Genomic DNA, 21,356 nt, shown 5'->3' on the forward strand with positions numbered 1-21,356 from the left:
ACAGATTGCACTAACATATTGTCAGTATTCTGGCCGTGCGCCCGAAGCCAATCACTTTTCCACAACATTGCCTGCAATGTCCTCATCGCGAGGGGTAGGATTGCGACAGGCTGGACCCCGCATTCAGGCGATCAAGCTGGCTGCCGGGGCGTACGCCGTATTCGTTGTATCCGTCTTTCCTGCCTTGCGCGTAATAGATGAACTGGCTGTCATAATACCCACCCTGAGAGGGGGTCTGATCCTGAATCAACGCATTGTTGAGCACAACCCAATCGCGCTGGTTCTCGTGCCCGATGATATTGGCCACCGCATTCTGCTCAATGACCACCGAGGTCGAATCCGGAGAAATGTTGATGACCGGAACCGAATGACCGCCGGGCACATGGATCACCGAGTTCTTTCTGATCGAGATATTGTCCGAGCCATGGATCGAAATGCCGTGAATATGACCATTGTAGATCATGTTGTTTTCAACCAGCACATTGCGGTGTCGCATGACTGGGTTGCCGAGGTCCTTGCCGTCTCCGCCAGCCCAGATGGTCTGGGTGAAATCACCACCGGCCATGTCGAATATATTGTCACGGATGACGATGTCCGAAGATCCCCGGGGCGATACCCGCATAATCTGGATCATGTCGCGGTGATCCTGGGATCCAGCCGCACCGCCGAAATCGTGAAATCGGTTCCGCTCGATTCTCAGGCCATCCGCAGCATCCACATCAACCCCATCGGACCGGATCGTGTGAATGTTGTTGCCCGTAAAGACAAACTGCCGCGATTGCACGGACAGAACTGCTGTCCACCATCTGCGAAACTCGTTGCCTGAAAGGGTCAGGTTCCCGCCCCGCTCGATTTTCAGGCCGATCCCGATACTGTACCCGTCCGCCTCGGACCCTGTTCCCCTTGCAGTCCCACCGTCGAACACGGAATTCGATATCACAATGTCCGTACTGTTCAGGATGACGAAATAGGCAATGAAATGCGGGTCGCCCGCATTGTAGGTGTAATCGAAATAGACACCATCCAGATGCACATTCCTGGCTCCTTCCAGAACCAGACGGGTAAAACAGGCCGGCGCAGCAGGATCGGCGGACCGGATCACCACGGGTGACCGGTATGCTGTGTTCATCCTAAGGGTTCCATAATTCCCCGGCGCCAGAAGAAAGATTTCCCCGCCCTGGGCATTTTGCAGGGCTGCGCCAAGATCGGCGGCATTTGCGACCGGCTGCCCCTTGGTCTGAGTTGCGGGAAGGTGCGTTCGCACGTCTCGCCCCTGACAGGGGGTCTGGGCCGCCACATCAAAACCCAACATGAGCAGTAGCGCCCCTGCCAAGACGAGAATCCGGGACCCGGCCATAACGCACCTTTCTGATAACCACACTTGCAGGAAAGTGTAGGCAAGGCGGGTTCCACTGTCTATCGCGCCTGCTTGCCCGTCTGGCGCCATGGCACGTCCGAATGGCCCTTGCAACGCCCAGGTTTCCCTTACGGCACCGGGCAATTCATTGCCGATGCCTATCGCCCATACGCAAGGACACGCCTGAATGATGGCTATTTTGTGGCTATTGTTGCCCTGGAGGAATCAATTCGCCAAACCCTAGGCAACCGCTAAGGGAAGTGGAACAATTCCCGGTATCGAGTATCGAGTTCACTCGGAAATGACTGCAAAAGGGCAAAATTGTCCTCATACAGGCAACAGTTTCCAAACATAGCCATATTCCGGCCAATCTGTCGCCCTTGTGCGACTGTTCCATACCCCTTGGGTGAGCGGGATCTTCAGCGCTTTGGGATAAGCGCATTTGGAAACACAGGTGAAAGATGTCGACGACTATCATTGTAACTTCCGCCGCAGAGCTGAACCAGGCTCTGTCACAGGCCAGCGGTGGTGAGACGATCCTCCTTACTGCAGGTGACTACGGGTCACTGAACCTCCACAATACCAATTTCGCATCGAACGTGACGATCCAGTCCGCGGATCCGAATGCGAAAGCCAGCTTCTCGGATGTGCACCTCAAGCAATCGTCGAACATCACGTTCGACAACATCAAGTTTGACTACAGCTTCAGTGGTGGCGACCACCACTTTCAAAGCAAGTTCGGCGTCTACGACAGCCAGAACATTACGTTCAACAACTCGATCTTCGACGGCGATGTTGCCAGCGGCACCGGAACATCGGCGGACGGTACCGGCTATGGCACAGGTCTGAACATCGCAGGCTCGACCAATATCAACATCAACAACACCGAATTCTCACAATGGTGGAAAGCTGTCATTGCGGTGAATTCCGACGGGATCAATGTCACCGGCAACGACATCCACACGATCCGCTCCGATGGTCTGGTTTTTGACAATGTCGACAACATCCTGGTTGAGAACAACCACCTGCACGATTTCGGCGGCGCGGCTGGTTCGGGCGATCACCGTGACATGATCCAGATTCAGCGCGCCTATGGCAGCGGCAGCGACAACATCACCATCCGCAACAACCTCTTTGACATGGCCAACGGGGATTTCACTCAGACCATCTGGGCTGGCGGTGACGGCAAGAACATCGACGATCCCAGCGTGATCCACCACAACGTGTTGATCGAAGGGAACACGATCTACAACGGTCACTTCCACGGGATCTCTCTTTATGGTGTGGATGGGCTGACGATCACCAAAAATTCGGTCCTGCACGTAGACGAAAAGACGCTGACAGGCGGGATCGAGATCCCGGCGATCAACGTTTCCGCCGGTTCCAAAAACGTCACCATCGATCAGAACATTACGTCTCAGATCGTGGGGTATAACGGGCAGGCTGACTGGAACGTAGCCAACAACGCCCTGATTCAGCCCAGTGAGTACGATCAGAACTTCACCTATCAGGCAACGGCACAGGGGAATGGCTACAACCAATATGTCGTCGTCCCGGGCAGCCTGGCTGACACACTGAACGCCGGCTCTGCCGTCTCGCACGGTGCCACGGGATCCACCCCCCCGCAGCAGGTTACCCCCGGGGGATCACAACCCAACACCAACCCCACACCACCGGACAGCGGGTCCGGGCAACCCGATACCGGGTCCGGGCAACCCGATACCGGGTCCGAGCAGCCCGATACCGGGTCCGAGCAGCCCGATACCGGGTCCGAGCAGCCCGACACTGGGTCCGAGCAGACCGATACCGGGTCCGAGCAGCCCGACGCCGAGTCCGAGCCTGTTCTTGGTGCCGACCCGCAGGGCGAACTGATGATCGACATAACCCATCAGGACAGCCCGGAGACTATCGGACGCCTGGACGAGGTTTCTTACGTTGGTAAAACCCATGTTCCGGCCGATGAGACGCAGGCCGAAGGCGATACAAGCGCCGAGCAGCCTGACACCGGCTCTGAACCTGCCCATGGTGGCGGCTGGCAAAGCGAGTTGTCGATGATCGACATATCCAATCAGAATAGCCGGGGGAACATCGGAACCCTGGACGGAATTTCTGACGCGTCGCAGGTTAGCTTCTCGGTCGACATAACCCGTGACGAAGGTGAAACGGGTGCTGAACGGCTTGTATGGAACCACTCGAATTTCGGCCTGAAGCTGAATAAGAAAGGGCATCTGGTCGCAAAAGTCGACAACAATGATGACGGGTTCCGTAAAGGCTTCAAGATCAAGGATGTCGACCTGAACGACGGTGAAACACATCAGGTCACCCTGATGGTTGATCAGGACACCGACCGCCTTCAGATTATGGTCGATGGTGCCGTTGTCCTGGACGAAACCAATACGGATTTCGATTTCGCCGGCGGACAGGAAAGAGACTGGTACGTTGGTGACAGCGTTGACACCTTTGCGATCGGCGAAGAAGCCCCGTTTGTCGAGCCGTATTCTGATTTGTTCGCGTAACGGCAAAGATCGCTGAAAATACAGCCTATTGATTACCACTGCATGGGCGGGTACCGAAAATTCGGACCCGCCCATATCTATTCCGCCCCCTGGCATTGCCAGTCATGTAAACTTGGGTGCATACGTTCTTTGAATGCTGCCAGCATTCATCTAAAGATTGGTCAAACAGCCATGTCACTGCCTTAATAGGCGTATTGCAAAAAGTCTTTTTATCGCGATTGGCCCCGTTTCAAATGCCGCGCAAGGTTACGGGTTTTTTGGGAGAGTAAATGGTACAGTCAGAAATACGCTGGCACACGGATTGCAGACAGGATTATCTGGATACGGTCTGGAACATCATAACAGATGAAAAACCGGCCCGGATCATGGAAATCGGTGGCACGACCAGCCGATCGACCGGCGACAAGACACTGCCCGATCATGTCACATCCTTCACGATCAGTGACATAAGTGCCGAAGAACTTTCCCATGTTTCCGATGAGTTCGACACCCTTCAGATCAACGCCTGCGGCGATGTCAGCCATGTGGATCAGAGGTTCGATCTGATCATGTCCAAGTTTTGTGGCGAGCATATGCCCGACGGCAAGCAGTTCCACAAAAACATGCATCACCTTCTGGCGGATGGTGGCGTTGCTGTTCACTTGGTGCCGACCATTTTCGCCTCGCCGTTCCTGATCAACTGGCTGTTTCCCGAACAACTGACACGCAAGGCGGTTCAACTGTTGCAGCCCCGGCGCTTTGATGGCCAGAATACCGGCAAATTCCCCGCCTATTACTCACTGTGTCGCGGCTCGACCCCGTACATGCGAAAGGCGCTGGCGGATGTCGGGTTTTCGAGCATCGAAGTACACGAATATTACGGGCACCATTACTATGATAAGATTTTCGGCCTGCGGCAGCTGGATAACGGGCTGGCGCGCCTGTGCGCCCGGCACGAATGGGCGGTTTATTCTTCCTATGCCATCATCATAACGCGCAAGTAAGTGCCCCAGACCGGGCCCACGGCGTTTGACAGGAAACCAGCAAGACCGGAGGCTGTGGAAAGAGCGGAGCCACAAAACAGCCAAAGTAATGGAATTGACGCCCCAGTTTATGAATACCCGCTTCGACAGGTGGAGCGCATGACAAGTTGAGATCCGAGGACGTAGAGATGTTAGAGTCGAAAAGTTATCAGGCCTATATGAACAGCCCATACAAAAGCAGTAAGCATTCCACTTACTTCGATGTGTATGACAAACTTTTTTCTCCTTACATCGGAAAGGATATCACGTTTGTTGAGATCGGCGTTCTGGGTGGTGGATCTCTTTTCATGTGGCGGGAGTTCTTTGGCCCTCAGGCCCGCATCATCGGCGTTGAACTGAACCCCGATGCAAAGCGCTGGGAACAGGAAGGGTTCGAGATTTTCATCGGCAGCCAGAGCGACCCGGATTTCCTTGAAAAAATCGTAAGGGAAGTCGGTGACATCGACATCGTTCTGGATGATGGCGGCCACACCTATGAACAACAGATCATTACGACGGAATGCCTGTTGCCACACATCAAGGATGGCGGGATGCTTGTGGTCGAAGACACGCATACCTCTTACATGGAAGGGTTCGGCCTCAGGCACCGTTCCTTCATCAAATATGCCATGAACATGGTGGACCGTATCAACCATCGGTTCTCGCGGCTGACGCCTGACACCTCGGAAAAGCGTGCCTGGGGGATTAGCTTCTTTGAGTCTTTTGTCGTCTTTGACGTGAACCGCAAGGCGACCTCGGTCGCATCGGCGCCCACAGAAAACGCTGGCGAGGACCTGCATGCCAAAGACTTCAGGCATGCGGACAATCAGACCTACGAAGCTCTTCTGAAAACATCCAAAGGGCTCTCGGCGCTCAAGGCCATTCCGGGGATGCGTGCCGCAGCCAGGCTGGTACGAAACATCGTGTCGCTGCCATCCAACATGAAGCGCGCCCGCAGGTTGAAAGAGTATTTTTGACCGGGTCAGAGACAGCTGTGTGCACGTTTCTTGTGGGACATGTATAGCATGAGCATTGCACGACCCGCACATATCCTCTCGACCAGGTTCCGCTGGCCGCATGCGATTTCCGCCAGCCTGCTCATTTATGCACTCACAACCGCACCGGGCCTGATCAGGGATGGCAGAAACCCGGATGACTGGCGTCAGGTCCACGGCGCGCCCGAAGGCGGGCTCCCTCTCAACTGGACGACCGAGGAAGGTCGCTGGGCGATGGAGGTGCTGTATGTCCATGTTCTCCAGGAACGTTTTCTGCCCGTTTTGCAGACTGGTCTGGCGGCAGGCGCCTTTCTTCTGCTGTCATGGGTTCTGGCGCGGCAGTCCAGCGATCGTGACACCCAGCCCTTCGCGACCTTTTTGATTTTCACGCTTGGCGTTCATCACATCTACATGATCAACGCCCTTACCTTTTCGAGCCACGTTTTCGCGTTCCCGCTGGCGTTGCTGCTTTCCGTTGCCGGTTTCAAGTGTTTTGAACGCGGCATCCTTCATGCGTTTGGCTCTCGGGTGATCTGGCTTTTGATCGGCGCGCAATGCATCGCGCTTTGTGCAGCACTCTATCAGCCTTTTGTCCCGTTTGGTGCCGTGATCCTGTTTGTCTCGATGATCCGAACCGACCGATACAAGACCACAGATGTGGGCACATTCATCCTGCTGTCGGCAATTGGATCATGTCTTGGCCTTCTGGCCTATGTTGCGCAGGCCCATCTGGCTGCCCAGCTGCATGACCATGTCCCCACAACCAACCGTGTCGCCATGGCCTCGGCGCACGAGTTGCAGGACAAGCTTGAAAACAGCGTGAGATTGCTTGGCCAGATCTGGCGGGGATCGCTTCAGAGAATACCCTTTGCGGTCAAGACTCTGAACTCAGCCTATATCGGAATAGGGGTTTTGCTGAGCGTCGGGTTGAGTATTTATGTCCTTGCGCGCCCTCCGCGCAACTGGATGAACGTCCTGCGTATCCTGGTGGGCATGATCGGGATTCTCCTGTTACCTCTTCTGATCTGGTTCGCCTATGACGGACCATGGCTGCCGTCTCGGGCCGTCGCATATGTCGGCTTGCTGGCTGCGGTGTTCTATCTGGCTGTTGATGCCGAAATACGGGCAAGAGGGTTCACGGCACCGGTCATTCTGGGCCTGCCCCTGATCGTTGCGCTCACATACGCCTTCATGGCGCCTTTCGTCTGGAGCGATCAGTCCGAAATGGGAGACCGTGATGAGGCGCTTGCCGAGAAAATCATGATACGGCTCGCGGAACTGGAAGGGTATGACGGCGCGCCATTCCGCATCGTCGGCCATACAGATTACCCCGATCTGGCTTGGGGGGACATGATTGGCTGGACCGTATTTCACGCTGGCAACTCCCGCCCGGGCATCTTCAAGGACATGTTCGATCTAGATTGGTACGCCGAGGGCGGGCTGTATGAAGGACCGCTGGCCTGCGAGGCCTTCCCGGCCGAGAATTCCGTCTATTTGTATCAAGGTGCCGCCTATGTCTGTCTGTCGCAAAGCCCCGGCTTTTCCGGCAGCCTCATGTGCGCCGACAGTGACAGGCCCGAAATCGGCCGTGTCTGCGTCACACAAACAGCGGTTCTGCGGTTCTCGGAAATCTGTGCGCCCCCCGTTCGGGGGGACAGAATTGACGTAATACACACCGCGACGCCAACCATCCGCAGCGCTTTTTACGACGTTCAGAGCCGTGGCCACACCATACATGGCGGGTGCTTCTATACCGCAGGCTGGAATGGTGAGGTGCCCGATGTGATCGACGTGTCGATGGTTGGCGGGGATGGTGCAGTCACCTGGTCCGAAAAGCTGACGCTCGGCGCGGCACGATATCCATTCGACAGCGCAGAATAAGGCGTGCCTGCGCCAGGCCACACGGCGCGCCAGAGTGACCTGAGCCACATCCTGTAGTATCATTCCCGGATTACCGTTCCGAGTAATTGTGTTTCAGAGTGGCTATTTTGCAATGGCATCATCAGATGAGAAAAGCGTTTTTTCAATCAGGCGTGAATATCGCACATATGCTGTCCTGTGCGCCCTTGGTGTTGCTCTTGCATGTGTTGTCCTGCTGCGGCTCTGGGGGATTGAGCAACGCAGCATGTCTCATCCGGAAATCTATGTCCCTGGTATCGAGCTGGTCCCGGGTATTTCCGAGCCACCGCCCCGCCATGATCTTACCGAAACTCTCTGGTGGCATTTTCACGACGAACCGCACCCCGTGGGGTGGTATACGGCCATGCTGGGCTGGACCAAGACATTCGGGACTTCGCATTTCGCGTTGCGGTTTCCGGGCATCCTGTTTGCCATGGGGTCGATCCCGCTGATTTTTCTGATTGCACGCAGCATATTCGGATCGTCCATCGGCTGTCTGTCCGCATTGCTGCTGTCGCTTCATGGCTTCCACATCTTCTGGAGCCAAACGGCACGTATGTATGTCGCCGGTGCCTTCCTCTCTCTGCTGGCGACCTGGCTTTTGCTCTGCCTGATGAGAACACCCAGACCACGGCCCTGGCTTGAGTTTGCTTATGTCGCCTCAGTTGTGGCCGGAGTGCTGACAGTCGAGTTTTTCTGGCCCCTGATCATGATCCATCTGCTGTGGACAGCATTGGTTCTGCCTCGGCCCGAACCGGTATCGAACCGCTCTTCACATAGGATCGGCCTGTGGCAGGGGGCCCGGCTGTTTCAGATACAATCCCTTGCCTTCATCCTAGCCGCCCCTGCGCTGGTGCATGCAGTCTATCGCGCGCGCAAGGGCGCAGCGCTTGATCCATCCCCGGACTTTCTGATCGAATACTTCTCTTTCGGATTTCTGTTCGCCAAAGACGAATTCACAATTCCGCAGCTACAGATCGGGCAGGTCTGGGTCTGGTTGCTGCTGGCCTTTGCCCTGCTGCTGCTGACGGCCAGCCTGAAAGCCCCGAAGCGTGAAGCACCGATTTTCGCCACGACCCCTCGGATTTCCGTCTGGATTCCGCGCCTGCTGGCTGTCTGCTCAGCCGGTTTCATATTCTGGCTCGCCTCAATCGCACATCGCCGGAACGAAGCCTTGATGGCAATGTCCATCTTGCCGTTTCTGGCATTGCTCATCTCTGCACTGGGCGCGGTCTGGGGCAGGTTTGTCCCCCGTCTGCCATCGCACACCCTGCATCACCCTCAGGAACGGGCGCTGCTTTTGTGGCTTCTGGCGGTTGCCGCACCGTTGATCCTTTTTGCGGCATCTCATTTCGTATCCGTCCTTGCCCCGCAGGCTTTTCTGGTTTTTGTACCTTACCTGCTGATCCTCTGCGCAGCAGGGGCAGTCTGGCTGTTTCAGAACATTCGCCTCAGGCTGGCAACGACAGGGCTGTGCCTGCTCGTCTTTGCTGCCAGCATACTCTACGCCAGCCGAAAGCCCGGCGCGCCGAACGATTATCAGGGCATTGCGCAAGCCGTGTTATCTGAAATGCAATCCGGCGATCTTGTTTTTCTGAGGAACCGGGATTGGGTCGATACACCGCTGTTCTATTACATCAATGACGCGAATTTCGTCGTCTCGGAATATGATGCATCTTTGCAAGCCAACCCCACATCCCGCGTCTGGCTGATCACCTGGCCCCATGAAGAAGCTTTTGTCATCACCGATGCACGGCGTGAGGCATTGAGTGACTATGATAAGACACTGGAAATTGAAAAGTTGCGCGCCCGGGCGGAACTTTTTGAGCCTGAGGGAAAACCATGATCACCTGTGCCCAAATGAACGGAAAAAGGCCCGCGTCATGGTGACGTTGAACATGAGTACCCCCACAACTCCATCCCGGGAAAAAGCCTTGGACCAAAGCGCTCCGACGCTCAGCATCATCGTGCCCATGTTCAATGAAGAAGAGGTTCTGCCGGCCCTGTTCGAACGTTTGGGGCAATTCCTCGATCAGCTTGGGGAAAGCTACGAGATCATCTGCGTGAACGACGGCAGCACAGACGCAACCGCCAGGATTCTGGCTGCGGCGCATGAGCGCGATGATCGTATCAAGGTGCTGAACTTTTCACGTAATTTCGGCAAGGAAATCGCATTGACGGCGGGGCTGGATGCAGCTACGGGTGAAGCCGTTGTTCCGATAGACGCGGATTTGCAGGATCCGCCCGAACTGATCAAGACATTTCTGGAAAAATGGCGCGAAGGGTTCGATGTCGTCTATGCCGTCCGGCGCCACCGCGACAGCGATACCGCGATGAAACGCTGGACAGCGCGGAAGTTCTATCAGGTCATCAACCGGCTTTCGGGGGTACCGATACCCGCCAATACCGGCGATTTCCGCCTTATGGACCGGCGCGTGGTTCAGGCTGTAGGGCAGCTGCGCGAGCACAACCGCTTTATGAAGGGCCTTTTTGCCTGGGTCGGGTTTCGGCACACCGAGGTGGCGTATGACCGCCCCGAGCGTGCGGCGGGGCAGACCAAATTCAACTACTGGCGCCTTTGGAACTTTGCGCTGGACGGTATTACCGGGTTCAGCACCGTGCCTCTCAGGATTGCGGGCTATGTCGGCATGCTGACTGCGTTGGCCGCGATCATCTATGGTGTTTTCCTGATCTCACGCACCCTTGTCTACGGGGTGGATGTACCCGGCTATGCCTCATTGATGGTTGCAGTGCTGTTGATCGGTGGCCTGCAACTTGTCGTGCTGGGCGTCATCGGGGAATATCTGGGGCGACTTTATGCAGAGGCTCAGAAACGCCCGCTTTACATTGTCGAAAGCAGCCTGGGGTTTGAGCCACTGGACGGTCATTCATCCTGATCGCTCGGCCTCATCTGCGCCGGTAGACAAGAACCTGCCCGTCCCCCAGTGTCCCGGCAAACTCATGCACGCGTTCCAGCCGCCCTTCCGCATCACGTTGCAGATCAGGAATGGCACGGAACATCCGGTCTGGGAACAGAACAACCAGCGCCACAGGGCCAGGTTGGGCCATGGCCTCGGAATAGTCCTGCGCATCCCCGATGGTTCCCCAGTCGGCGTCGAAGTGGTCTTCGAAAAGGGGGCCGCCCGGGTTGATCGCATATACCCGTTCTGACGGGCTGCGGGTTTCTTCAACAAGCGCAAAAGCCCCCGCCAGATCCTGTTTCGGAGCAGAATAGTTCCGCTGCACCAAGAACACGGACACCACGATCATCGCCAGAACGCCCAACGCAAAGAGCGGCGATCCAAACCGGGGCTGTTGAGCCCACCGTGCCACCGCATCAGCACCGTATCGACACCCCACAACGGCCAGAATAATGATCAGCCCGATATCGACGAAAAAGAACCTCGGCCAGATCCGCATCTCAAGCGACAGCAGAAGCAGCAGCGTCACGGCGATATGCATGGCGATGGACGGGAAAAACAACGGCTGCGTCGCATGCGCCCCCACGGCACCGAAGACGATGACGGCCAGCCCACCGATCGCGATGAACAACATCAGCGGGCCGGTATCCCCAACCGCGGTCCGCAAACCTTCGACAATTGTCCAGAGCGGGTTCTGGTATTCCTGCATGGGGTCCACGGCGGATGTCGCCGAAACCTCGCTCACCGTGCCCGCTATGCTTGGCAAGATCGGCAGATACGCGAACAGGACCAGAACCAGCGCAACCGCAACACCCGCCAGCGGATGCAGCACCCATTCGCGGGTCAAAGTGCCCCGGCCGAACCCGGTCACAAGGGAAAGCAGCCAGATGAGACCCAGTGCAACAAAGAAAAATGCACCGGTCAGATGGGTGAAAACAGCGGCCGCGGCGGTAAAGCCGAATGCAACCCAGGTGCCGGTCGCTGGCTGGCGCATCCCCCGCAGAAAGAAAATGAAGCCAAGCGTGCTCCAGAATGCAAGCTCGGTATATCCGCGCGCGTTCTGAGAGAACCAGACCTGATGATAGGACAAGGCCACCAGCAAGGCAGAAACATGCGCAATCGTACTGTCTGCAACCTCTTTTGCCAGCCACCAGATTACCCCGACTAGACCGACGCCAAACAGGACGGCCGGAAACCGGTATGCCCAGGCCTGATCTCCGAAGATCTGGGAAACCAGCTTTGCCTTCATGCTGAAAAAGTAATGATGGTTCATCGAATATTCGCGCATCATCTCATTCCACGGAAGGCTGACATGCGTATCGACGGTCCGGATTTCGTCATACCACAAGGGCGCGTTCAGCCCGGCGCTTCTGAGGACTGCGGCAAGAAGAAGAATGAACAGGAGTATTGCCAGATCGTTGCGGTCAAGCGCGGGGGAAGGCTGTTTCATGGGCTTCTCCAGTCCACTCGGTTCAGGTCAGGCACCCGGCAAAATCGTCGGCCTGGACACGGCGCATGCAGGTGCCGGTCCTTCTTTCGCATCCCACCGTATCCGGGGCGCATACTGATACAAGGCTCGGATGCAGGCGGTTTCACCTCAAAGCAACCCAAATACTCGATAATATACAAAACATCCCCTTATTGTTTCCACTTCCTGCGCTCTGTCAGGCCACCCCATCCAGCATCTGCCGATAAATCTGTTCGATCCGTTCATGCACATGGGTTGGGTCGAAACGGTCCTCACGTGCCAATGCGCGGGCGTTGGCCCCCAAGGTTTTACGCAGCCCCTCGTCCCCTGCCAGTTCCAGAACGGCAGCGGTCAGCCCTTCGACATCACCGACAGGGCAAAGCCGCCCAACCCGGTCCGACACAAGCTCACTCACACCGCCGCAATCGGTCGCTATCACGGGCAAACCGGCGTGAAAGGCCTCGACGATTGAAATCGGCAGAGCCTCCCACCGGGACGTGAGCAGCATGAAATCCGCGGCGGCCATATGCAGGGGGACGGTATCGATCGGCCCCAGAACCCGGATGTTGTCACCAACCCCGGCCGAAGCAATCCAGTCCGAAAGCACGTCCGCCAGAGGACCGTGGCCAGCCAATGCGATCACGATATCGCGCCGGACCTTCACCAGCCGGGCCAAAACATCGATCATCACGTCGATACCTTTTTGCGGATCCAACCGGGCCGGACTGAAAATCAGCACGCCTTCCCCATCGCGCAAAAGCTCCTGTCTCAGCGCCAGAACTGCGGCGGGATCCTGATCCGGTGGCGGCGGCACACCAAGCCCAAGCTGGGCGGTGCGCGCCCGTGGCAGACCACGCGCAATCAGTTCATCAAGGGTTTTACGGCTGGGACAGGCGGTGACATGCGCCGCGAACTGAGCACTGCGCGCCACCCCGCCATACCGTTCGGGCGTCGAACCATGGAAGGTGAAAAGGCGACGGGTCGGCTGACCGGCAAGCGCCAGCCGGGCGACAAGTGCAGGGGCGGTTTCGTGGGAATGAACAAGGTCGAAACGGCCGCGGGCTACGATCTTTCGCAGTTTTTGCGCGCACCCCATGGCGGCTCCAAGCCGTCTCGTCATGCTGAGACGCTCATCTTCCGATACACGTTTCAGGTCCAACGCATGAAACCCGACATCACGCCCTTCCCGGCCCCATGGGCCCGGCGATCCGCCCAGTTCGACATGATGCCCCCGATCCCGCAGATGATCTGTCAGGTCGAGAATATGGCGCTGAATTCCACCTCGTTCGAATGCTGGCCCCAATTGCAGAACGCGTAGCGGCCGGGTGGAACGTCCGGTTGCAATATCCAGATCCTGCTCTGGTTGCCCTGAAACATAGGCCATGGACGAAACCCCTTACCCCCTTGTCCGGGGCACATGCGGACGTCATACAAACCCGCCACCCGGAAAGGTTTTACCAAATCGATTGCAGGTTCAGCACCGTTGATCTGATATGGTACGAGGCCGAGCCATGTTGAAACACAGCCATCATATGGCAGGTGCGCAATACGTCAAAGGTATCGTCGGCATTGGGGACGTCGATAAAGGGGAATGAATGCAGCAGCGCCCGGATTTCCCGCCTTTCAGGGGGTTTAGGTGCCGTCATATAAGCCAGACCACTTCAAGTGCCCTGCCCTGCGAGACGAGCCACTCAATGAACTCGTATTCGCTGGACTGAAAACAGCAGCAAGATCAATCAGGAGCTTGAGTGGATTGGCATGAGCAGAAGGTCAGTATGTGGAGATCCGGATTTGGATTCACTTTGCCGCAAATCGTCATACATCTGATCAAGCGCTTCAAGAGAACGATGAGCCAAGCGTCCCGGGCCGGAGGCACCAAGGTCGATGATCTGCACGTCGTCGCGTAACGCGAGCGTCCCGCAGCATTTTGTAGCCACCTGAACGCTCAAGACCATAGGGCCAAAACTCCAGCACAACCGGACAACGCATTCTGGTCAGGCTCTGTGCACAGCTCAGCACGTGACCTTCATGCCCCTGCGTGTCGACCCAGATCAGGTCTGGCCCGTTTTCGGGCAGCAGGCCGTCTTGTACCAGGCTGTCAAAGGTACGAACCGGCACATCCTGAAGGTTCCAGTCACCTTCGTCATGCAGGTTTGCGGCTGTGTCGTCGGAAACGCGCAGACGGTGATCTCCGAAATTGGACGGAGAAAGTTCCATCTGCATCGTTCCGTTCCGGTTCGACACAGCCATCTGATGGCAGGTTACTTTATGCTCTACGTCATGCAGCAGCGCGTTCGCGCGCAAAAGGCGAAAATTTTGCGGATCAGGTTCGAAGGCAATAACCCGGTCAAAGCCGCGTCGCGCCGCATGCATCGAATGGGATCCGATATTCGCGCCGATATCCACGAAACATGATGTTGCAACATCATGTCCGTTTTCCCTGAGCATTTGAATCACATCGTCGATGGCCTGTTCCTGGAAACGGCCTTCCTGACGCATAGACCAGCCAATTACGGCATCACTGCGGTGCGTGATCCAATACCCTCCCGCCGCGCCACGGGATATGACAAGATCCGAGCTCTGCACGAAGGGCTCGAATGGTGCAGAGATGTCTGTGCCTTCCGAAAGAGAGGATGTCTCGTTGCTGGCCACTGTTGCCGGTTCAGGCGACGCGCCGGGATGTTGGCTCGCAGGCCAGGGCAACATCAGATAATCCGGGCTGTTCATCCACTGCCGGAACGGGTGCTTCGGGGATCCGTCGCTCTCAAGAATCCAGTTTCGAAACACCCCACGCGGTTTCCCATTGGTGTGAAACAGTACCCTCCGCAAAGCACGTATTGGACGTCCGTTTGAGGGTCGGAACAGCAGGCGTTCCAGAATGTTGCGCTCAGATTGCATTCACAGTGCCTTCAGTTCTTTTTTGCAGTTCATCGGTTTTGCCGCGCACCGCTGATACTTTCGCACTCAGCGGCACATCTTCATCCAGCCCTTTTGCCCACTGCAACGACAGCCTTGTCTTGGATGGCCAACGCCCGGTGAATATCCGCGCCCGGCCTCATTTGACTCAGGGTGGTATCACGGATCACGTATTCAGCATCCATTGCAGCGTCTCTTCCAGCTTGTGGCGAACGCCCACCGGGATCAGACTTTCCAGATGTGTTGGATCGCCCATCAGAATTTTTATTTCCTGAGCACGCGCAAAAGCAGGGTTGGACACCACTTCGATCTCATGGCCGGTGATGGTCCGGCACATATCCAAGATCTCTCCCAGCGCCGTCGCCTTGCCCGAGCAGACATTCACGGTTTCACCCCGAGGCGCGGTTTCAAGCAGCAACCTGTATATCCGCGCCACGTCGCGCACATCCGAAAAATCCCGCGCGACGTCCAGATTACCCAGCTCCAGCTGCGGCTTCTTTTGACGAAAATGTGAAACGATCTTCGGTACGAGGAATTTGGGGTCCTGCCCGTTGCCCGTATAATTGAATGGCCGCGCGATCACGATAGGAAGGCGGTCGTCAAACAGCCGGGCCATGTGCTCCATGGCAAGTTTTGAAACCGCGTAATCATTAACCGGCGCCGGACGAGTGATTTCCCGGATGGACGCCTCTGTGGCGTTGCCATAGATATTTGCGCTGCTGGCCAGAACAACGGCCTTGCTTCCGTGCCCGGTGTTGGCCAGCGTTTCAAGCAAGCACCGCGTCCCCATCAGGTTGACCTGATAGAAGCTCTCTGCTGTCCCATGCGCCACAAAAGCGACCCCCGCCAAATGCAGCACTGCGTCCGGCGCAACATTGGTGATAACCCGCTCAAGGCTGCGAGCATCGGTTAAATCCGCTTCCAGGTAATTGGGATCGGGTTCAGGGGCCGGATGAGCCCCAGTCCCCCAAACATCCCATCCCGCCCTTGCAAGCTCTTTCGCGGCGTAGCGTCCGGTAAACCCGTGGCGTCCGGTAATCAAAACTCGGAGCGCAGACATCAGAAGGACACGCCCTTCTCGTTACGCGCCAAATCTGCCTCAACCATCATCTGGCAAAGGTCCTCCAGGGACGTCGAGGCTTCCCAGCCAAGCTCTTGTTTTGCCTTGCTTGCGTCACCAATCAACAAATCCACTTCGGCAGGCCGGTAGAATTTGGGGCTGATCTGCACGAGAACACGGTTGCTTTCGGCGTCGACGGCCACTTCCTTCTCGCCCTCGCCTTCGAAACGCAGCTCGATTCCCGCACTCTTGAATGCCATGGAGACAAAATCCCGTACGGTCTCGGTACGACCGGTTGCCAGCACAAACGTGTCGGGTTCATCGGCTTGCAGCATACGCCACATGCCGTCCACGTAATCCCGGGCAAAACCCCAGTCGCGTTTCGCGTCGAGATTGCCCAGCTCAAGGCAGTCAAGCTGGCCCAATTTGATTTTGGCGACTGCGTCGGTGATCTTGCGGGTCACAAATTCCAACCCCCGCAGAGGGCTCTCGTGGTTGAAGAGAATGCCCGAGCTGCCAAAGATACCATAGCTTTCGCGGTAGTTTATCGTCATCCAGTGCGCATAAAGCTTGGCAACACCATACGGGCTGCGCGGCCAGAACGGGGTCGTCTCGCGCTGTGGCACTTCCTGAACCTTGCCGAACATTTCGGAAGTGGACGCCTGATAGAACCGGATCTTGGGGTTCACAATCCTGATGGCTTCGAGCAGATGCAGGGCACCGATGCCGGTAATCTGCGCCGTCGTGTGCGGTTGTTCGAACGAAACGCCCACAAAACTTTGAGCGGCCAAGTTATAGATTTCGTCCGGCTCTACCTGCTGAATAAGCCGGATCATCGTCCCCATGTCCGTCAGATCAAGCTCGGACAGAACCAAATTGGGGTGATTGCGAATTCCCAGATCTTCAATGCGCCAAAAATTCGTGGAAACAACCCGGCGAAAGGTGCCAACGACCTTGTATCCTTTGTCCAGCAACAGCTGTGCGAGATAGGCACCATCCTGCCCGGTGATACCTGTAACGATCGCAGTTTTTGTCACTCCTAATCCCTTTCTGTTTTGTCGATTGCCCATCGGATGAGACACCTCGACATGAGCAATACTCTTTTTTGTCAACTTCGCCATGTCTACATGGCCGCTGCGGTGTGATTTCGCTTAACTCCCGTTGCGGAACAAGCGACCTTCAAAATTTTGCATCGGAGGGAAACCGTTCTGAGCCGGACTTTGAACCGGGGGGCGAACTTTTCGATCAAGGGCTGACCGGCTCAAACGCCTGAAACTCTCCAATATGCGTTGAATTATCTGGGTGCGTACATAGCCTGCCCCATATCCTGAGCCACATCAGACCAGCTGCGCAGATCCGCGACTTTGATTTTGTCTTCCAGGGTTGCCCGGTGAGAGGGATCATTGAGTCTCAGGACAGCTTCGGCAATGCTTTTGACACTCATTGCATCACAATATTCAACCAGATCCATTCCAACTTCGACAAGCGAGCTGTTCTCGGCGACAACTGCGGACTTTCCGTAAGCCAACGCCTCGCCCACAGGCAGGCCCCAACCTTCGTAGACACTGGGCATCAATACAAACTGGCAATTCTTGTAGAGAACGTGAAGCTCTTCGTCCGTTGGGCCCTTAACTTCGCTGACATAACCGTACACATCGCCCGTCCCCTTCATCAGAAGATCAAACTCTGTCGTCACCCAGCCCCTGCGACCGGCAAATATCAGCTTTGGCAGGTCCGTATGACCCTGATCAACCAGATATTTCCATGCCATCGCCGTGCGCCAGATATTCTTGCGCAGTTCCACCGTGCCAACACAAAGGGCGTAGGGTTCACCAACAATTTTCCGCAAATGGGCATTGAGGTGGCGAGCATCTTCAAGCTGAGGGTATGCGTCAAACGAAATCCGGGAAGACACGGGGCCTTGCTGTTGCACCTCGATCTCTGCGGGTTCGGTTTTGGACAGTCCCGCCTGCGCCAAAGGAATAGCTGTTGCGTTGTGCCGGATGTCATGCGCCTGAAAAAAGCGTAAAAGATCGCGCCGGGTGGCTTCGGAAATAGTCATATAGCGGCTCGTATATTCCCGAGAGGTCAAAAGCCAGTCATAGAATATGTAAGGCATGCTTCCAGCTGTAAGCTGCGTGACCTGAGCCCCAAGTTTCCTCCACCTGGCGGAGAGCCCTTGGGTTTGGTTGCTCTGCTCCCCAACCTTGGACCGCCGGGAGCTGGAATTTTCCGGCTGTCTCATGATGACGGGCTGGTAACGCCATCGGGATAATGCAGGCAATCGGGACGTTGTATCCAATAGCGCTGTGGGGTCTGTCCTCGTTGTAGTGCCTACGCCAATCCTCCAACTTTTCCCGAGCATCCGCAAGGCTCATGAACCAGTGGGCGTTCAGGCACTCCGCCCCGGGCGGTTCCAGTAACCCAGTTTTTGCAACACCCCGCGCAAGTCCACGGCAACGTCCGTCCAGGTGCGAAGCTGCGGTTTATGTGCGGTAATGCGCGTGCGCAGTTGTTCGGTGAAATCCGGATCCGTCAGCAACCTTGTGATGTGATCTGCAAGCTGATCGGCCCGATCCGGGTCGAAATAAACGCCAAGGTCTCCGCACACTTCTTTCAGAGCGGCCGCGGTAGAGCAGAGCGCTGGCGTGCCGAACCACAAAGCTTCGCCTGCGGGCAAACCCCAACCTTCCATTCGGCTGGGCATGATAAGCGCCAGTGCATTTTTATATAGATTTACCAAATCCGTCTGGTTGGGGTTTTCGCGAAAAACCACATGATCGCGGATTGTGCTGCATTCATCCGATTGCAGATAGGCCGTGGTCTTGTGGCGCAACGCCCCGGCCACAACCAGCGTGGGAACGTCTTTTCCATCCCGTTTCAGAAAGCGCATCGCCTCGAAGACCACATCCAGGTTCTTGCGGCCCAGCATTGATCCAACGGTCAGAATATAGGGCTGCTCAGGGGCGTCCTGCTCAGCCTGTTCGGTTCCTTCCGGACATTCATGCACAAGAGGCACAGCAAAGGTTTCTGGCGCTTCAGGCAGGATATCTTTTTGGGAAAAATCCAGAATCTCCTGCCGCGTGAACTCGGAATTGGCCAACAAGGCTTTGGACCGCGAAACCAGCAGTTGGTTGTCCCCGATGAAGTTGCGCGGAAAGCTTGCCAGCCGGTGTTCAAAATCGTGCAAGGGGATCATGTCATGCAGCATGGGAATGATGTCGCAAGACACGCCCTTGCGATCCAGTGCGCACAGAATCTCGACGATCAGCTTGGGTCGCCCGCAGCTCACCAGGGTTTTGCCGGACATGTCTATGGGCGTCATGCCCGGTGCGATCGCTTCCCAGGCCTTGCGGTTTCTGCGCATGACCAGCGGCCGGACAGCTGCAAGCGCCAGATCCCGCAACACGGATTTGGTATAGTGGTGACTGCGCACACGCACTTGCCGGATTCCGCTGGGAACGTTCAAGTCCACCCCGCCATCTGCCCGCAGACTTGGGAAGATTTCAAACAGCTCATCATGGCCTTGTGAAAAAACGGCGAACCTGACGGCCGTGCCCTGCTTTTTCAGTTCAGCGCCGATCTCGGCAACGACCCTGGCAATCCCGTAGTAGCGCAGCTTACCGGTTGAGGCCAAAAGAACCTCAGTCAGGTCATAGACAACCTGCTGCTTTTCGGCTGCATTAAGCTCTTTCACCATTCCCGTTTCCGTTTGATCATCCGTTCAGTTGAGGCAGTCTTCCCGGAGCGCCCTAGACCCGGGAATAAACATCCTCATAGCGGATGATGTCATCTTCGCCCAGATAACTTCCAGTTTGTACCTCGATCAGAACCATTGGCACTTTGCCGGGGTTTTCCATGCGGTGCACAGCGCCAAGCGGGATGTATACAGACTGATTTTCGGTGACCAGTTTGACGTCGCCGTCGACCGTGACCTTCGCAGTGCCCTCGACCACGATCCAGTGTTCGGAACGGTGGTGATGGCTTTGCAGGGACAGGGCCGCGCCGGGGTGGACATGGATGCGTTTGACCTGGAAGCGTCCACCAATAACCAGACTTTCATACCAGCCCCACGGACGGAAATCCTTGGGAAATATAGTGGCCTGGTTTGCGCCCTTGGCCTTAAGCGCTTCGACGGCTTTCTTCACGTCCTGCGCGCGGGATTTATCCGCCACCAGAACCGCGTCAGGCATTGCCACGGTGATGACGTCCTTCAGGCCGATACCCACCACTTCCAGATTGCCCGCCTCTGAACGCAAAAGCGTGTCGCTGCAGTCAATAGCCGTAACGCTGCCCGCCGCCACAACCCCGTTTTCATCGGGGCCCGCTTCACGCCAGACCGAGTCCCAATCACCCAAATCAGACCAGCCAGCGGAAAACGGCACGACGCTCAGGTTGTCGGCTTTCTCCATCACGGCATAGTCGATCGAGATATCCTCGACCTGCCCCCAGGCCTCAGGGTCCAGCCGCAGGAAACCAAGATCCGTCGTGGCTGCCTCGCAAGCTGCCTTGACCGGGGCCATCAGCGCCGGCGCGTGGGTTTCAAAGGCGGCGATGACATCATTGGCCCGGAACAGAAAGATACCGCCATTCCACAGATGTTTGCCATCGGCCAACATCGCCGTTGCCGTATCCACATCCGGTTTCTCGACAAAACTGTCGAGCTTGACGGGCGCGGTGCCGTCAGGCGCCCCCGCCAGCTTGAGATACCCATATCCGGTCTCAGGGCGGTCCGGCATGATTCCAAAGGTCACCAATTGCCCGGCCTGGGCCGCGGGCACGCCTGCGGCCACAGCGGCGCGGAACGCATCTGCATCAGGCACGACATGATCGGATGGTGCGACCAGCAACAGGGCCTCGGGGTCGGATGCCGCCACATGCAGGGCCGCAGCCAGAACCGCAGGCGCGGTATTGCGCCCTTCCGGCTCGATCAGAATGGCACCTGGATCAATACCCGCTGCCAGCAACTGTTCAGTCACGATGAACCGGAAATCAGACGCGGTCACCACCAAGGGCACGCCATACCCCTCTCCGGACAGGCGCCGGGCCGAGGCCTGAAACAGGGTCTCTTCCCCGGTAATGGCGGCAAACTGCTTTGGGTAGGATTTCCGGGACAGCGGCCAAAGGCGGGTGCCGGAACCGCCGCAGAGAAGAACAGGAGTGATGGACACGATCAAACAACCTTTGCCAGTAAATAGAGGTTTCTACTCTCAACTTAACACC

Annotated in this window: 16 protein-coding genes and 1 pseudogene; 6 read left to right on the forward strand and 11 right to left on the reverse strand. The window is 56.6% G+C overall.

Features of this window, described 5'->3' with window-relative positions:
- Positions 1-82 precede the first annotated feature (82 nt).
- A complete protein-coding gene (locus GS620_RS20625; RefSeq protein ID WP_216597977.1) occupies positions 83-1,312 on the reverse strand; it encodes a right-handed parallel beta-helix repeat-containing protein in 1,230 nt (409 codons plus the stop codon).
- Between the two features lie 506 nt (positions 1,313-1,818).
- On the opposite strand from GS620_RS20625, the gene GS620_RS20630 reads away from it, so the two are divergent.
- The 6 genes from GS620_RS20630 to GS620_RS20655 all read left to right on the forward strand — a co-directional run bounded on the left by GS620_RS20630 (position 1,819) and on the right by GS620_RS20655 (position 10,665).
- Positions 1,819-3,873: a right-handed parallel beta-helix repeat-containing protein gene (locus GS620_RS20630; protein ID WP_171617591.1), complete on the forward strand. Its 2,055-nt coding sequence runs from the start codon at positions 1,819-1,821 to the stop codon at positions 3,871-3,873.
- A gap of 269 nt (positions 3,874-4,142) precedes the next feature.
- A complete protein-coding gene (locus tag GS620_RS20635) occupies positions 4,143-4,856 on the forward strand; it encodes a bifunctional 2-polyprenyl-6-hydroxyphenol methylase/3-demethylubiquinol 3-O-methyltransferase UbiG (protein ID WP_171120457.1) in 714 nt (237 codons plus the stop codon).
- Between the two features lie 167 nt (positions 4,857-5,023).
- Positions 5,024-5,851 carry a class I SAM-dependent methyltransferase gene (locus tag GS620_RS20640; RefSeq protein WP_216597978.1) on the forward strand — a complete coding sequence of 276 codons (828 nt, stop codon included), beginning with the start codon at positions 5,024-5,026 and terminating at the stop codon, positions 5,849-5,851.
- A 48-nt stretch (positions 5,852-5,899) separates the two neighbouring features.
- Positions 5,900-7,750: a glucosyltransferase domain-containing protein gene (locus GS620_RS20645; RefSeq protein WP_171617592.1), complete on the forward strand. Its 1,851-nt coding sequence runs from the start codon at positions 5,900-5,902 to the stop codon at positions 7,748-7,750.
- 244 nt (positions 7,751-7,994) lie between these two features.
- Positions 7,995-9,614, forward strand: coding sequence for a glycosyltransferase family 39 protein (locus tag GS620_RS20650; RefSeq protein ID WP_171617593.1), 1,620 nt, complete (start codon positions 7,995-7,997; stop codon positions 9,612-9,614).
- 52 nt (positions 9,615-9,666) lie between these two features.
- Positions 9,667-10,665 carry a glycosyltransferase family 2 protein gene (locus tag GS620_RS20655; protein ID WP_171617594.1) on the forward strand — a complete coding sequence of 333 codons (999 nt, stop codon included), beginning with the start codon at positions 9,667-9,669 and terminating at the stop codon, positions 10,663-10,665.
- A 10-nt stretch (positions 10,666-10,675) separates the two neighbouring features.
- Here GS620_RS20655 and GS620_RS20660 read toward each other — a convergent pair whose 3' ends face one another.
- The 10 genes and pseudogenes from GS620_RS20660 to GS620_RS20705 all read right to left on the reverse strand — a co-directional run bounded on the left by GS620_RS20660 (position 10,676) and on the right by GS620_RS20705 (position 21,304).
- On the reverse strand, positions 10,676-12,139 hold the full coding sequence (locus GS620_RS20660) for a glycosyltransferase family 39 protein (protein ID WP_171617595.1): 1,464 nt from the start codon (positions 12,137-12,139) through the stop codon (positions 10,676-10,678).
- 214 nt (positions 12,140-12,353) lie between these two features.
- On the reverse strand, positions 12,354-13,541 hold the full coding sequence (locus GS620_RS20665; protein ID WP_171617596.1) for a glycosyltransferase family 4 protein: 1,188 nt from the start codon (positions 13,539-13,541) through the stop codon (positions 12,354-12,356).
- A gap of 70 nt (positions 13,542-13,611) precedes the next feature.
- Positions 13,612-13,803, reverse strand: coding sequence for a hypothetical protein (locus GS620_RS20670; protein WP_171120440.1), 192 nt, complete (start codon positions 13,801-13,803; stop codon positions 13,612-13,614).
- A gap of 190 nt (positions 13,804-13,993) precedes the next feature.
- Positions 13,994-15,055 (reverse strand): FkbM family methyltransferase, encoded by a 1,062-nt coding sequence (locus GS620_RS20675; RefSeq protein WP_171617597.1) that lies wholly within the window; start codon positions 15,053-15,055, stop codon positions 13,994-13,996.
- Positions 15,056-15,239: 184 nt separating this feature from the next.
- Positions 15,240-16,133, reverse strand: coding sequence for an NAD-dependent epimerase/dehydratase family protein (locus tag GS620_RS20680; RefSeq protein ID WP_171120436.1), 894 nt, complete (start codon positions 16,131-16,133; stop codon positions 15,240-15,242).
- A complete protein-coding gene (gene gmd / locus GS620_RS20685) occupies positions 16,133-17,170 on the reverse strand; it encodes a GDP-mannose 4,6-dehydratase (protein ID WP_367397138.1) in 1,038 nt (345 codons plus the stop codon). Before gmd ends, GS620_RS20680 begins: the two co-directional genes overlap by 1 nt.
- Before the next feature lie 257 nt (positions 17,171-17,427).
- Positions 17,428-18,252, reverse strand: coding sequence for a glycosyltransferase (locus tag GS620_RS20690; RefSeq protein WP_171617598.1), 825 nt, complete (start codon positions 18,250-18,252; stop codon positions 17,428-17,430).
- Positions 18,253-18,415: 163 nt separating this feature from the next.
- Positions 18,416-18,538: pseudogene (locus GS620_RS20695) on the reverse strand (transposase); the annotation flags it as partial.
- Positions 18,526-19,833, reverse strand: coding sequence for a glycosyltransferase family 1 protein (locus GS620_RS20700; protein ID WP_171617599.1), 1,308 nt, complete (start codon positions 19,831-19,833; stop codon positions 18,526-18,528). The pseudogene GS620_RS20695 and the gene GS620_RS20700, both read right to left, overlap by 13 nt.
- Positions 19,834-19,885: 52 nt before the next feature.
- The gene (locus GS620_RS20705; protein WP_371807921.1) at positions 19,886-21,304 is read right to left on the reverse strand and encodes a mannose-1-phosphate guanylyltransferase/mannose-6-phosphate isomerase; all 1,419 of its coding nucleotides are present in this window, start codon (positions 21,302-21,304) and stop codon (positions 19,886-19,888) included.
- Positions 21,305-21,356 lie beyond the last annotated feature (52 nt).

The organism is Ruegeria sp. HKCCD6428 (assembly GCF_013110595.1).
Taxonomy (GTDB): Bacteria; Pseudomonadota; Alphaproteobacteria; order Rhodobacterales; family Rhodobacteraceae; genus Ruegeria.

What these genes read in the sequence shown, in the direction of transcription:
- GS620_RS20625 (WP_216597977.1), bottom strand. Translation starts at nt 1,312, where the DNA reads ATGTTGGGTTTTGATGTGGCGGCCCAGACCCCCTGTCAGGGGCGAGAC.
- GS620_RS20635 (WP_171120457.1), top strand. Translation starts at nt 4,143, where the DNA reads ATGGTACAGTCAGAAATACGCTGGCACACGGATTGCAGACAGGATTAT.
- GS620_RS20665 (WP_171617596.1), bottom strand. Translation starts at nt 13,541, where the DNA reads ATGGCCTATGTTTCAGGGCAACCAGAGCAGGATCTGGATATTGCAACC.
- GS620_RS20655 (WP_171617594.1), top strand. Translation starts at nt 9,667, where the DNA reads ATGAGTACCCCCACAACTCCATCCCGGGAAAAAGCCTTGGACCAAAGC.
- GS620_RS20670 (WP_171120440.1), bottom strand. Translation starts at nt 13,803, where the DNA reads ATGACGGCACCTAAACCCCCTGAAAGGCGGGAAATCCGGGCGCTGCTG.
- GS620_RS20630 (WP_171617591.1), top strand. Translation starts at nt 1,819, where the DNA reads ATGTCGACGACTATCATTGTAACTTCCGCCGCAGAGCTGAACCAGGCT.
- GS620_RS20660 (WP_171617595.1), bottom strand. Translation starts at nt 12,139, where the DNA reads ATGAAACAGCCTTCCCCCGCGCTTGACCGCAACGATCTGGCAATACTC.
- GS620_RS20700 (WP_171617599.1), bottom strand. Translation starts at nt 19,833, where the DNA reads ATGGTGAAAGAGCTTAATGCAGCCGAAAAGCAGCAGGTTGTCTATGAC.
- GS620_RS20675 (WP_171617597.1), bottom strand. Translation starts at nt 15,055, where the DNA reads ATGCAATCTGAGCGCAACATTCTGGAACGCCTGCTGTTCCGACCCTCA.
- GS620_RS20645 (WP_171617592.1), top strand. Translation starts at nt 5,900, where the DNA reads ATGAGCATTGCACGACCCGCACATATCCTCTCGACCAGGTTCCGCTGG.
- GS620_RS20690 (WP_171617598.1), bottom strand. Translation starts at nt 18,252, where the DNA reads ATGCCTTACATATTCTATGACTGGCTTTTGACCTCTCGGGAATATACG.
- GS620_RS20650 (WP_171617593.1), top strand. Translation starts at nt 7,995, where the DNA reads ATGTCTCATCCGGAAATCTATGTCCCTGGTATCGAGCTGGTCCCGGGT.
- GS620_RS20640 (WP_216597978.1), top strand. Translation starts at nt 5,024, where the DNA reads ATGTTAGAGTCGAAAAGTTATCAGGCCTATATGAACAGCCCATACAAA.
- GS620_RS20680 (WP_171120436.1), bottom strand. Translation starts at nt 16,133, where the DNA reads ATGTCTGCGCTCCGAGTTTTGATTACCGGACGCCACGGGTTTACCGGA.